The sequence below is a fragment of the Tropicibacter oceani genome (assembly GCF_029958925.1).
Taxonomy (GTDB): Bacteria; Pseudomonadota; Alphaproteobacteria; order Rhodobacterales; family Rhodobacteraceae; genus Pacificoceanicola; species Pacificoceanicola oceani.
The window spans coordinates 1,316,345-1,328,409 of sequence record NZ_CP124616.1 but is presented as its reverse complement, the minus strand read 5'-3'; the positions used below and the strand labels follow the sequence as shown (position 1 = coordinate 1,328,409).

The following is a 12,065-nucleotide window of genomic DNA, read 5'->3' as shown; positions in this document are numbered from 1 at the left end:
CCTCTTGCGCTCTATACCTCAGGCCAGCAGCCAACCCCAAAGGTCGTATTCCCCGGCCTCGTCCACCTCGACCGTGACGATATCGCCCGGCTTCAGCGCCTCGGCGCCTTCGTCGATGAACAGGTTGCCGTCGATCTCGGGGGCGTCGGCCTTGGTGCGGCAGGTGGCGATGCCGTCCTCGTCGATGTCATCGACGATCACATCCATGCGCTGCCCGACCTTGGCCGCCAGCTTGGCCTCGGAAATCGCCTGCGCCTTTTCCATGAAGCGGTCCCAGCGTTCCTGCTTGACCTCATCGGCCACGTGATCGGGCAGATCGTTCGACCGCGCACCCGCGACGTTTTCGTACTGGAAACAGCCGACGCGATCCAACTGCGCCTCGTCCATCCAGTCCAGCAAGGTCTGGAACTCGGCCTCGGTCTCGCCGGGATAACCGACGATAAAGGTGCTGCGCAGGGTGATGTCCGGGCAGGTGTCACGCCAGGCCGCGATTTCGTCCAGCGTGCGTTCCGCCGCCGCCGGCCGCGCCATGCGGCGCAGCGTGTCGGGGTGGGCATGCTGGAACGGAATGTCCAGATAGGGCAGGATCTTGCCCTCGGCCATCAGCGGCACCACCTCGCGCACATGCGGGTAGGGATAGACATAGTGCATCCGCACCCAGGCCCCCAGCTCGCCCAGCTCGCGCGCCAGACCCAGAAACGGAAACTTTTCGTCCCGGTCCTTCCAGTCGGTGCCATAGGCGCTGGTGTCCTGGCTGATCACCAGCAGCTCCTTCACCCCGGCCTCGACCAGCTTTTCCGCCTCGCGCAGCACGGCGCGGGCGGGGCGGCTGGCCAGACGGCCGCGCATGTCAGGGATGATGCAGAACTTGCACTTGTGATTGCAGCCCTCGGAAATCTTGAGATAGCTGTAATGCCGGGGCGTCAGGCTGACGCCGCTGGCGGGCAGCAGATCGATGAAGGGATCGGGGCTGGGCGGCACCGCGCCATGTACCGCGTCCAGCACCTGTTCGTACTGATGCGGGCCGGTGACGGCCAGAACCTTGGGATGCACCCCGGTGATATACTCGGGCTCAGCGCCCAGACATCCCGTCACGATCACCTTGCCGTTTTCGGCCAGCGCCTCGCCAATCGCCTCAAGGCTTTCGGCCTTGGCGCTGTCAAGAAACCCGCAGGTGTTCACGATCACCGCATCGGCCCCGGAATAATCCGGCGAGATGCCATAGCCCTCGGCGCGCAGCCGCGTCAGGATGCGTTCGCTGTCGACAAGGGCCTTGGGGCAACCCAGCGACACCATGCCAATGGTCGGCTGGCCTTCGCGGCGATCGGCGGCAAAGCGGGCGGCGGCCAGATCGGGCCGCAGGTCAGGGGGATTTGTGCTCATGGCCCCTCATATATCCACCGCCCGCGCTACGGCAAGGCCCGCCAACACGGCGCCGCCCCCCGCAGGGCAGGGTTTCACCCTGCTTGCCCTGCCGAAAACCGCCAATCACGCGGTATTCCCCTTGCGGCCAAGCCTGCCATTTGTCACCCAAGTCCGGTACAGCCCGGAAAGGTCCCCCTCCCATGCGTCTGATTTGGAAAACCCTTGGCTTTCTCGCCGTCCTGATCGCCGTTGCGGCGGCGGGTCTGTTCCTGCTGCCTGCCGATCGCTGGGGGCGCATCGCCTCGGACCAGCTGAGCAAGCAGCTTGGCCGCGAGGTGACCCTGTCCGACGCCCGCCTGTCGATATGGCCCGTGCTGGGCGTTCAGGCCGGCGGCGTGCGCGTCGGCAATGCCGACTGGGCCGGAGAGGCCCCGATGTTCGAGGCCACCCGCGCCTCTTTCGGGCTTGATCCGGTCGCCGCGATCCAGGGCCGCCTTGAATTCCGCAGCATCGAGGCCGTCAGCCCCATCCTGCGCCTGACCACCCGCGGCGATCAGGCCAACTGGCACTTCAGCGCCCCGCAGGCCACCACGACGACAACCACGACCTCGACAACGTCCGAACCGGCCAAACCCGGTTTCGCCCTGACAACGCTGGACCGGCTGTCGATTTCCGATGGCCGCGTGATCCTGGATACCGACGGCCAGATCAGCGACTATCGCAACACCGATCTGTCGATGCGTTGGCCCGACACCGACGGCCCCTTGTCCTTTGCCATCACGCTCAGCCCGGCGCAAAGCCCGATCACCCTTAGCGGCAGCCTGCAACGCCCGCGCACCATGATGGCCGGCGGCGCCGCGCCCGTCTCGCTCAGCATCCACACCCCTGGCGGCGCGCTGGATTTCGCCGGTCTGGCGGGCACCGCCCCCGAGGCGCAGGGCGAACTGACCATCGACCTGGACAACACCGCCAAGGCCGCCGCCGCCTTTGGCCAACTGGGGCTGACCCTGCCCGAGGGCCTGGGCCAAAGCATCACCGGCCAGATGCAGATCACCCTGACCCGCGAAGGCCGCCTTGCCCTGCGCGACGCGGCGCTCAGCCTAGACAACAACGCGCTGGAACTGGCCGCGGACGTCACCCTTGGCGGCAAACCGCGCGTCAACGCCCAGATCCGCGCCGCCGCGCTTGACCTGTCTGGCCTTACCGGCACGGACAAGGGCTCGGGCTCCGACACGAACACCAGCGCCGCCGCCTCGGACGGCTGGTCCACCGCGCGCATCGACGCCTCGGGCCTTGCCGCCTTTGACGGCGAAATCAGCCTTGTCACCGAGGCGCTGAACCTCGATCCGCTCAGCTTTGGCAAGACCCGCGCCCTGCTAAGCCTCGACAATTCCCGGGCCAGTTTCGAGCTGCGCGAACTGCAAGGCTATGGCGGGCTGATCACCGGCACCTTTGTTGCCAACAACCGCGGCGGGTTGTCGACCCGCGCCGACCTTGCCTTTGCCGGTCTCGCGCTGAGGGACCTGCTGTCCGACACCATGGATGTCAGCCGCTTTTCCGGCCCCGCCGATGGCAGCGTCAGCCTGCTGGCCTCGGGCAATTCCGTCGCCGCGCTGGTTGGCACGCTGTCTGGCGACGGCGCCCTGCGCGCCGGTCCCGGCGTGATCGAGGGCATCGACCTGACCGCCGCCCTGACCGGTCAGGCCACCGGCGGCACCACGATCTTTGACCAGGCCACCGGCACCTTCACCATCAAGGACGGCGTGCTGCGCAACAACGACCTGTCCATGGCCCTGCCCCGCCTGATGGCGCGCGGCGATGGCCGCATCGATCTGGGCGCGCGCAGCATGGATTACCTGATGACCGTCCTCGCCCCGCAGGCGCGCGGCGGTCAGGGCCTGTCAATCCCCGTCCGCGTCAAAGGCCCGTGGAGCGCGCTGACCTTCCGCGTCGACGCCGCCGAGGCGCTGAACGCCAACCTGGCCCAGGAACGCGAAGCGCTGGAACAAAAGGCCCGCGACAAGGTGAACGAAGCGATCCAGGACAAACTGGGCGTGACCGTCGGCGAAGGCCAAAAGGTCGAGGACGCCCTGCGCCAATCTATAGAAGAACGCGCCAAGGACGGTCTGCTGAACCTGCTGAACCGCTAGGGGCTGCCTTCCCCTTCGTGGCAAACGCGCCTAAGCTCAACCCGAAAGGGTTGTGTCATGTCCGTCAATCACCACCGCAAATCGCTGCCACAGATGGAGTCCGACCGCCCCTGGACCAGCGCCGAACAGCGCCTGCTGGATGGCGCGCGCAATGGTTTGGTGATCATATCCGACAGCCGTCCCGACGCCCCCTCGGACGCGGTCGACATCCGCGCCGATCTGGTCCGCCACCTACTGCTGGGTGGCTGCGACGCCTGCCCAGTGAACCACACCGGCCCCTATGTCCGCGGCGCGTGGATATCCGGCACCCTCGACCTGCAAATGATCCGCAGCGATCTGGCCTTGCAACTCGAATGCTGCAGCATCGAAAACACCCCGCTCCTTTGGGATGCCAGCCTTTACGGGCTGTCACTGGAAGACTGCCGCATTCCCGGACTGCAGGCCCACCGCCTGAAAACCACCGGCCCGGTTTATCTGTGCGGACAGGATTTCGTCAGCACGGGCACGGTTAACCTCAACAGCGCTCGGATCGGCGACAGCCTTGCCTGCGACGGCGGCACTTTCGATGGCAACGGCCAAGCCGCGCTGACGGCAACTGGCGCGATCATTAGGGGTGGCTTGATCCTGAGCAATGGTTTTTCCGCCAAGGGTACGGTGGCCCTGAATGGGGCCAACGTCACCATGCAGGTTACCTGCGCCGGAGCCAGCTTTGACGGCGACGGCCAAACTGCGCTGAACGCCGATGGCATCACCATCGGGGCCGACCTGTTCCTGAATAACGGCTTTTCCGCCAAGGGTACGGTGACCCTGATCCGGGCCTCTGTCATCGGGCAGATTGCTTGTGTCGCGGGCACATTCGACGGCAACGGACGGGCGGCTCTCAATGCCGATGCCATGACTATCGGATCCGACTTCTTCCTGAACAACGGCTTTTCCGCCAAGGGTACGGTGACCCTGATCCAAGCCTCGGTCGCCGGGCAGGTGGCTTGCGTCGGCGGCAGTTTCGATGGCGACCTCATTGCCGAGGCGATGACCGTCAAAGCAGGACTCTTGTGGCGGGACGTCGCCAAGATATCGGGGGCATTGAACCTCGCCGGTGCCCACGTTGGCGTGCTGGTGGACGATTGGCCAAGCTGGGCCAAGACAGACAAAATGCATCTGAATGGCTTTCGCTATGACCGGCTGACCAGCCTCATGACCGTCCAGCAGCGCCTCGATTGGCTGGGAAAAAAGCAAGATGCCACCATCGAGCCGCCCTTTGGCGCGCCATTCGATTTCCACGGCCGCACATACAAACTTCCTACGCCCTTCATCCACGGCAGCTATCAACCCAAATGTGACCCCCAGCCTTATACCCAACTGGCCAGGGTGCTGCGCGAACAGGGGGCGGCGCAGGGCGCGGCCCGTGTTCTGGAGGAACGCGACCGCAGGGTTTTTCGCGCCTCGTACCACCGCGCGCTGGCCGGGGTGGATGGCACGCTGCGCGCCGGTTGGGCGGCGCAGGTGGCCATTTTCAGACGCCCCTTCGATTGGCTTTTCGGGGCGGTCTTTGGCTATGGTCACCGGCCGGCCCGCGCGTTGCTATGGGTGGCGCTCATCATCGGGCTGAACTGGGCGCTTTATGCGCAGGCCTATGACCACGGCCAGATGGCCCCGACCTCGGACGTGGTCCTGACCTCGGGCGACTGGACCGGCGCGGTCGCTGCCTATGACAATGGCGCTGGCCCGCTGCCGCAACTGGCCTGGCCGGGCAGCGCGACGGAACAGGATTACACCACCTTCCACCCCTTCCTTTACGCCGTCGATCTTTTCGTCCCGCTCGAAGCCTTGGGGCAGGAAACCACCTGGGCGCCTTCGCCCCTGCGCGGGATATGGGGCAAGATCGGGTATTGGACGGGCTGGATCGTCCAGCTGTCGGGCTGGATCATCACCGCCATCGCGGCGGCGGTCATGGCTGGTCTGGTCGGGCGCAAAGAATAGGAATTCGCGCCGTTAACCATTTGCGACGCAACGTCAGGGCGCATTTGCGCCCGGCGGCGATCAATCTGTAGCAAACACGCCGCGAATCGTAACACAGCGCTGATCCGCGTGTTTTTCGCGCCGGGTACGGGGTTTGCAATCTGCACCAAACGGTGGGGGGACCGAACCTGCACCCGCATCCGGGCTGCGACCACGAAAAACGGGCCGCGAAGGCCCGTTAACCGTGGTGTGCGATGGGTTTTTGGACGGTGTTTACCGGCGGCGGTCGCGGCGCGACGACATCGGCTGGAACGCCACGCCCACGTGCGCCTCGCAATAGGGTTTGCCCTGTTGCACGGGCAGGCCGCAGAACCAGAAATCATCGGTCGCAGGGTCACCCACGGGCCACTTGCAGGTGCGCTCGGTCAGCTCCATCAAGGTCAGCTTTTTTGCTTTCTTTTCAATAGCACTGACCTTGGCCAACGCCTCTGGGCTGATCTCGTTCGCCGAAGGTTGCGGCGGCAGCGGCTGGCCTGCGGGAATGATCTGTTTGCGCGCCGGGCTGATCGGCTGGGGCGCCGGTGCCGCAGCGGCGGGCTTGGCCTCGGGCTCTTGATCGGCAACCTCGGCTGGCGCCGGCTCTGGTTTCTTGACCGGCTTGGCCTTGGCCTCGGGCTTCGCCTTCGGCTTTGCCTCGGCCTTTGTCGGAGGCGTCGCAGCACCACCGCCCGCGCGGTTGGACAGGCCAAGGCGATGCACCTTGCCGATCACCGCGTTGCGCGTGACACCACCCAGTTCCTTGGCGATCTGGCTTGCGGATTGGCCTTCGCCCCACATCTTTTTGAGCAGCTCGACGCGTTCATCGGTCCAGGACATGGCAATTCCTACTGAAAAAAGCGGCGCCGCCATGCGGGCCGCCTGTCGTTTCCGGGTTACCCCTATTCTAAACATCACAAAGCAAGTTACAAGGCGCTCAAACCGCAAGGAGGCCCCATGCCGCAGAACGACAGCTTTGCCCCCGGAACCCGCCGCTTTGGCCGCGTGAACTGGCTGGGTCTTTATACCTTGGCCCTGCGCGAGATATTGCGGTTCGCCAACGTCTGGACACAAACCCTGCTGGCGCCGCTGGTGACGGCAGGGCTGTTCATGGTGATTTTCTCGATCGCCATCGGCCCGCAGCGCGGGGATGTGATGGGCGTGCCGTTCACCACCTTTATCGCGCCGGGCATCCTGATGATGACGGTGATCCAGAACGCCTTTGCCAATACATCCAGTTCGCTGGTGATTTCCAAGGTGCAGGGCAACATCGTCGATACGCTGATGCCGCCGCTGTCGGCGGGCGAAATGGTGCTGGGCTATCTGGCGGGCGGCGTGGCGCGCGGGCTGGTGGTGGCGCTGGCCATCGCCATCGCGCTGGCGCTGACGCTGGGGATCGTCCCGGCGCACCCGCTGGCGATGCTGGCATTCGTCATTCTGGGCGCGGCGTTCCTGTCGGCGCTGGGCATGATCGCGGGGATCTTTGCCAACAAGTTCGACCAGATGGCGGCGATCACCAATTTCGTCATCACCCCCTTGGCCTTTCTGTCCGGTACCTTCTATTCGGTCGAGGCGCTGCCCCCGGTGCTGTACCAGATCACCCATGTGAACCCGGTCTTTTACCTGATCGACGGGGCGCGCTGGGGGATCATCGGAGTGTCGGACAGCGATCCGCTGCTTGGGTTTGTCGTGGCCCTGGGGGCGACGCTGGCGGTCTGCGCCCTGGCCTGGACGATGTTCCGCCGGGGGTATCGGTTGAAGGCATAAGGGGGCTCTGCCCCCGCGCTGCGCGCTCCCCCGGAGTATTTTCGCCAAGAAGAAGAGGTTAGATCGACACGCTTTCCAGCAGCGCGGCGCGATCCTGTTGCGGGTTTTGGGTTTCAAAGCTGACTTGCCCGCGGTTCATGGCAAAGACCTGGTCAGCCAGGCCGACGGCGAAGTCGAAGTATTGTTCGACCAGGATGATGGCGATCTCGCCTTCGTCGCGCAGCACTTCGATGACGCGGCCGATCTGCTTGATGATGCTGGGCTGGATGCCTTCGGTCGGCTCGTCCAGCAGCAGCACCTTGGGGCGGGTGATCAGGGCGCGGGCGATGGCAAGCTGCTGTTGCTGACCGCCCGACAGATCGCCGCCGCGCCGGTGCAGGAATTCCTTGAGGATCGGGAACAGGTCAAAGATCCGCTCGGGGATCTTGTGATCGCTGCGCGGCAGGCAGGCAAAGCCGGTTTCGAGGTTTTCCATGACCGTCATCAGGGGAAAGACTTCGCGGCCCTGTGGCACATAGGCGATGCCCGCCTTGGCGGCGGAAAAGGCGGTGGGGTGACCAAGGTCCTGACCATTCAGCGATATTGTGCCGCCGGTGAAGGGATGCCGCCCGGCGATGGCCTTGAGCAGCGAGGTCTTGCCCACGCCATTGGTGCCCATGACGCCTGTGACCTGCCCCGCCTCGGCGGTCAGGGAAATGCCGTGCAGGATCTGGCTTTGGCCATAGCGCAGGGTCAGGTCTTTGATTTCCAGCATATCTTAGCGCCCCAGGTAGACGTCGATGACGTCCTTGTTCTTGGTCACATGGTCCAGTGAGCCTTCGGCGAGGACCGACCCTTCGTGCAGGACCGTGACCTTGCAGTTCAGGCGGCGGACGAACTCCATGTCGTGTTCGACCACGACAACCGCGTGCTTTTGCGCCAGTCGTTTCAGCAGGTCAGTGGTGTGTTCGCGCTCTGCCGGGGTCATGCCGGCGGCGGGTTCATCGACCAGCAACAGGCGCGGTTCCTGCGCCAGCAGCATGCCGATTTCCAACCATTGTTTCTGACCGTGGCTCAGCTCGCCTGCGGGGCGGGTCAGGTGGTCGGTCAGGCCGACTTCACCGGCAATTTCTTCGATCCGACCGGCGCCCTTGGCGGATTTGCGATAAAGCAGCACATCGAAGGGACCGCGCGGGTTCTTCAACGCCATGGCCAGGTTTTCGCGCACCGATTGCGCCTCGAAGACCGTGGGTTTCTGAAACTTGCGGCCGATCCCGGCGCGGGCGATGTGGCTTTCGCTCATCTTCAGCAGGGAAACGGATTTTTCGCCAAAGATCACGCGGCCTTCGTCGGGCCGGGTCTTGCCGGTGATGATGTCCATGAAGGTGGTCTTGCCCGCGCCGTTGGGGCCGATGATGGCGCGCATCTCCGGCTCTCCGATCTGGAAGGACAGGTTGTTGATCGCCTTGAACCCGTCGAAGGAAACCGAGACGCCGGACATTTCAAGCAAAGTCATTCCGAGCCCTCCTCGGCGCGTTTGGCGCCCTTGTCCGGGCCATAATCGCCCTGCCTGTCGGGCGTCTTGCGCAACATGATCAGATCGAACAGCCCGCCAATGCCCTTGGGCGCGAACAGCGTGACGGCGACAAAGCTGAGCCCCAGCAGCACCAGCCACCAGTCGGTCCAGTTGATGGTGTAGAACCCAAGGTTGATGTCGGGCGCGCCGCCGCCGGTGAACCAGCTGGACAGCAAGGATACAAAGGCCGCGCCAATCACCGCGCCATAGAGCCGCCCGCGCCCGCCGATGGCGACCCAGACCGCAAGGTAGATCGAGGCGATGGGCGCGATTTCCGCCGGGTTGATGATGCCCGCCTGCGGATAATACAGCGCGCCGGCGATGCCCGCGACGATGGCGGTGACAGTGAAAACGAACAGTTTGTAGCTTTCGACGTGGTAGCCAAGGAAGCGCACGCGCGCCTCGTCATCGCGGATGCCGCGAACGACCGATCCCATCTTGCCCGTGGTGATCCAGGCGAAGAGTACATAGCCAAGCCCCAGCGCCAGCGCCGAGGCCCAGAAGAAGGCGATCGACAGCGTCGCCTGCGAGGTCTGTTCAAAGCCGGGGATGTTTTGCAGGCCCGAAAGCCCGTTGTTGCCGCGCAACCCGCTGTCGTTCTGGAACAGGTAGAGCGACAGGGCCAGCGTCATCGCCTGGGTCAGGATGGACAGGTAGACGCCGGTGACGCGGCTGCGGAAGGCCAGCCAGCCAAAGACCAGCGCCAGCAGGCCCGGGACCGCGATGACCATCAGCAGCTGCAGGAACAGGCTGTCGGAAAAGGCCCAGATCGTCGGGAATTCGGAACTGCCGACAACGCCAAAGATCTGCGTGCCGATGGCGTCGACCACCTCTTGCTCTGTCGGGGGGATGGCAGCGGCGGACAGGCTTTTGGTGACGATGAGTTCGGTCCGGGCGTACATCAGCCATTGGCCGATGGCATAGCCGCCGATGCCGAAGAACGCCATGTGGCCAAGCGACAGGATACCGCAGTAGCCCCAGACCACATCCATGGCGATGGCGACAAGGCACAGGCACAGCGTCTTGCCCAGGGTCTTGACGAAAGAGGTGGATAGGATCGCCGCGCCGGTTGCCTCGGACAGGACGGTGACGCCCAGGGTGAACAGCGCCAGCGCCAGCAGGAACCACAGAACCGACGGGTTCTGCGCGATGAAGGTTGTGCGCGGGGTTTCGCGGCACGCGGCGCCGCGACCGGCCGGGGGCTTTGCCCCCGGACCCCCAGGATATTTGGAGCCAATGGAAGCAGGGATGTCGGTCATTTATGCCTCCGCCGCGCGGCCCTTGAGGGCGACGATGCCCTTGGGTCGGAACTGGATGAACAGGATGATGAAGAGGATCATGTAGGTTTGCGCGGCCAGGGTGTTCGAGGGGTTGAGGAACTCGATCCCCTTTTGCAGGCTGCCGATCATGGAGGCGCCCGCAAGCGTGCCCCAGACGTTGCCAACGCCGCCAACCACCACGGTCATGAAGCTTTGCACGATGTAATCGGCGCCCATTTCCGAGGTCACCTTGGCATAGAGGCCAATGGCGACGCCGGCGATCCCGGCGATGCCGGAGCCAAGGCCGAAGGTCAGCATGTTGATGCGGTCGGGGTTGATGCCCATCGAGGCGGCCATGCCGGGGTTTTGCGTGACGGCGCGCACTTCGAGCCCCAACCGCGTCTTGTTCAGGATGAACAGGATCAGGCCAAGGAAGATCAGGGCAAGGACAAAGATCGCGATGCGGATATAGCTGATCTGCACGACTTCGTTGAAAACCAGCGCGCCGTCCAGCCAGCCCGGCGAGGTCAGCGGACGGGCCTGGGTGCCAAAGATGTTCTTGGCCAATTGTTGCAGCGCGATGGAAATGCCGAAGGTGGCCAGCAATGTTTCCAGCGGACGGTGATAGAGGTGGCGGATCACCAGCCGTTCCATCGCGACGCCCGCGCCAAAGGTCACGGCAAAGGCGACCGGCAGTGCGACCACCAGCGACAGGGTATAGTCGGGGATGATCTGCTGCATGACATAGCCGGTGTAGGCGCCCATCATGATGAATTCGCCATGCGCCATGTTGATCACGCCCATCACGCCAAAGATGATGGCAAGCCCGATGGCCGCGAGGAAATAGATCGAGGCAAGGCTGATCGCGTCCAGCGCCAGGTCAGCCGTCTGGTTGATCGCGACACTGCGTTCGATGCTGTCCAGAACGCGCAGGGCGGCGGCGGTCACCTCGGCGTCCGGCTCGGCATAGGTTTCGTAGAATTGGTACTGGGCCATGGTTGCGGCGGCCTGATCGTCGGTGACGGTCGGCGGGACAAGCCCCTGATCGGCAAGCCTTGCATAGGCCTCGAACCGGCGATCGAGCGTGCCCAAATCGTGCACCGGGATGCCCGCGACCGCACCGCCGTCGATATGGGCAGCCAGCGCCTCCTTGATGGCGGCGTTGGAAATGCGGGCGGGGGTCAGACCGGCATCGACCAGGCGGCCAAAGGCTTCGGCCTCGGTCAGGTCTTTGCCCAGGGTCAGGACGCGGGCGATATTGACGCCTTGCGGCAGGTCCCTGGCGACCCCGGCCGTGGTGGCCAGGATCTGGTTCAGGGTGGCGCGGGCCTCGACGCTGACGCCGCCGGCAAGGTTTTCGATGGCCGCGACGCGAACTTCGGTCGTCTCGCCATAGCGCGCCTTGAGCATGTCGACGACGCCCTGTTTACGGGCCAGCAGCGCCGCGTCCGTTTCGCCCTGCAATGACGCCTCGAGCGGTTCGATCTGGTCGCCCGAAGGCGCGCGGGCGATGGCGTTCAGCGCCTCGGTGCGTTTGGCGATATCGGGGTCGGACAGCTGGAACTGCACCAGCGCGCCGCCGATCACCTTGCGAACGCCGCCATTCGGTTTGATCGCGCTCAGGCTGGCATCCGTCAGGGTGACGGGCTGGCCGCTGTCGATATCGGTCAGGGGGTCGGCATAGTAGAACAGGCCTGTCGCCTCGTCCTGCACCACCTCGCGCGCCTGCCAGCGTTCAAGGAACTCCTGCACCTGCGGCAACCCCGAAGCCATGAGATCGTCGATCACGACGTCCACGCTTTGGCGGCCGGGCTTGGCCACTTCGTCCGCATGGGTTTGCAGAAGGGTCTGAAGATCCTGCGCCGCGGCAGGGCTGGACAGGCCCGTCAGGACCAGCAGGCAAAAGGCGATAAGCGCGCGTAACATGGGGGCTTTCCGTAAAAGGCGGGGCGCACGAGGGAGACGCGCGCCCCG

At 64.6% G+C, this 12,065-nt stretch carries 9 protein-coding genes; 3 read left to right on the top strand and 6 right to left on the bottom strand.

Translation table 11 applies throughout. The features are described from left to right. Positions 1–18 precede the first annotated feature (18 nt). On the bottom strand, positions 19–1,383 hold the full coding sequence (gene rimO / locus QF118_RS06315; protein ID WP_282301787.1) for a 30S ribosomal protein S12 methylthiotransferase RimO: 1,365 nt from the start codon (positions 1,381–1,383) through the stop codon (positions 19–21). 182 nt (positions 1,384–1,565) lie between these two features. Between rimO and QF118_RS06310 the strand changes: the two genes are divergently transcribed. Continuing rightward, positions 1,566–3,515 carry an AsmA family protein gene (locus QF118_RS06310; protein ID WP_282301786.1) on the top strand — a complete coding sequence of 650 codons (1,950 nt, stop codon included), beginning with the start codon at positions 1,566–1,568 and terminating at the stop codon, positions 3,513–3,515. Positions 3,516–3,572: 57 nt separating this feature from the next. Next, positions 3,573–5,495 carry a hypothetical protein gene (locus QF118_RS06305; protein ID WP_282301785.1) on the top strand — a complete coding sequence of 641 codons (1,923 nt, stop codon included), beginning with the start codon at positions 3,573–3,575 and terminating at the stop codon, positions 5,493–5,495. 252 nt (positions 5,496–5,747) lie between these two features. On the opposite strand, the gene QF118_RS06300 is transcribed toward QF118_RS06305, so the two are convergent. Next, positions 5,748–6,350: a GcrA family cell cycle regulator gene (locus QF118_RS06300; RefSeq protein WP_282301784.1), complete on the bottom strand. Its 603-nt coding sequence runs from the start codon at positions 6,348–6,350 to the stop codon at positions 5,748–5,750. Between the two features lie 117 nt (positions 6,351–6,467). Here QF118_RS06300 and QF118_RS06295 point away from each other — a divergent pair, with 117 nt between their 5' ends. Continuing rightward, positions 6,468–7,277 (top strand): ABC transporter permease, encoded by an 810-nt coding sequence (locus QF118_RS06295; protein WP_282301783.1) that lies wholly within the window; start codon positions 6,468–6,470, stop codon positions 7,275–7,277. Positions 7,278–7,335: 58 nt separating this feature from the next. On the opposite strand, the gene urtE is transcribed toward QF118_RS06295, so the two are convergent. From urtE to urtB, 4 genes are read right to left on the bottom strand one after another with little or no spacing between them, the layout of a single operon-like run. Beyond that, positions 7,336–8,031 (bottom strand): urea ABC transporter ATP-binding subunit UrtE, encoded by a 696-nt coding sequence (urtE, locus tag QF118_RS06290; protein WP_282301782.1) that lies wholly within the window; start codon positions 8,029–8,031, stop codon positions 7,336–7,338. Between the two features lie 3 nt (positions 8,032–8,034). Continuing rightward, positions 8,035–8,772 (bottom strand): urea ABC transporter ATP-binding protein UrtD, encoded by a 738-nt coding sequence (urtD, locus tag QF118_RS06285; protein WP_282301781.1) that lies wholly within the window; start codon positions 8,770–8,772, stop codon positions 8,035–8,037. Beyond that, positions 8,769–10,091, bottom strand: a complete 1,323-nt coding sequence (gene urtC, locus QF118_RS06280) for an urea ABC transporter permease subunit UrtC (RefSeq protein ID WP_282301780.1) — start codon at positions 10,089–10,091, stop codon at positions 8,769–8,771. The genes urtD and urtC overlap by 4 nt, the downstream gene beginning before the upstream one ends. Continuing rightward, positions 10,092–12,017, bottom strand: coding sequence for an urea ABC transporter permease subunit UrtB (gene urtB, locus QF118_RS06275; RefSeq protein ID WP_282301779.1), 1,926 nt, complete (start codon positions 12,015–12,017; stop codon positions 10,092–10,094). It abuts the gene before it with no gap. Positions 12,018–12,065 lie beyond the last annotated feature (48 nt).

Bases quoted from the DNA above. Each gene is read 5' to 3' on its own strand.
- rimO (WP_282301787.1), bottom strand. From the start codon at position 1,383: ATGAGCACAAATCCCCCTGACCTGCGGCCCGATCTGGCCGCCGCCCGC.
- QF118_RS06310 (WP_282301786.1), top strand. From the start codon at position 1,566: ATGCGTCTGATTTGGAAAACCCTTGGCTTTCTCGCCGTCCTGATCGCC.
- QF118_RS06305 (WP_282301785.1), top strand. From the start codon at position 3,573: ATGTCCGTCAATCACCACCGCAAATCGCTGCCACAGATGGAGTCCGAC.
- QF118_RS06300 (WP_282301784.1), bottom strand. From the start codon at position 6,350: ATGTCCTGGACCGATGAACGCGTCGAGCTGCTCAAAAAGATGTGGGGC.
- QF118_RS06295 (WP_282301783.1), top strand. From the start codon at position 6,468: ATGCCGCAGAACGACAGCTTTGCCCCCGGAACCCGCCGCTTTGGCCGC.
- urtE (WP_282301782.1), bottom strand. From the start codon at position 8,031: ATGCTGGAAATCAAAGACCTGACCCTGCGCTATGGCCAAAGCCAGATC.
- urtD (WP_282301781.1), bottom strand. From the start codon at position 8,772: ATGACTTTGCTTGAAATGTCCGGCGTCTCGGTTTCCTTCGACGGGTTC.
- urtC (WP_282301780.1), bottom strand. From the start codon at position 10,091: ATGACCGACATCCCTGCTTCCATTGGCTCCAAATATCCTGGGGGTCCG.
- urtB (WP_282301779.1), bottom strand. From the start codon at position 12,017: ATGTTACGCGCGCTTATCGCCTTTTGCCTGCTGGTCCTGACGGGCCTG.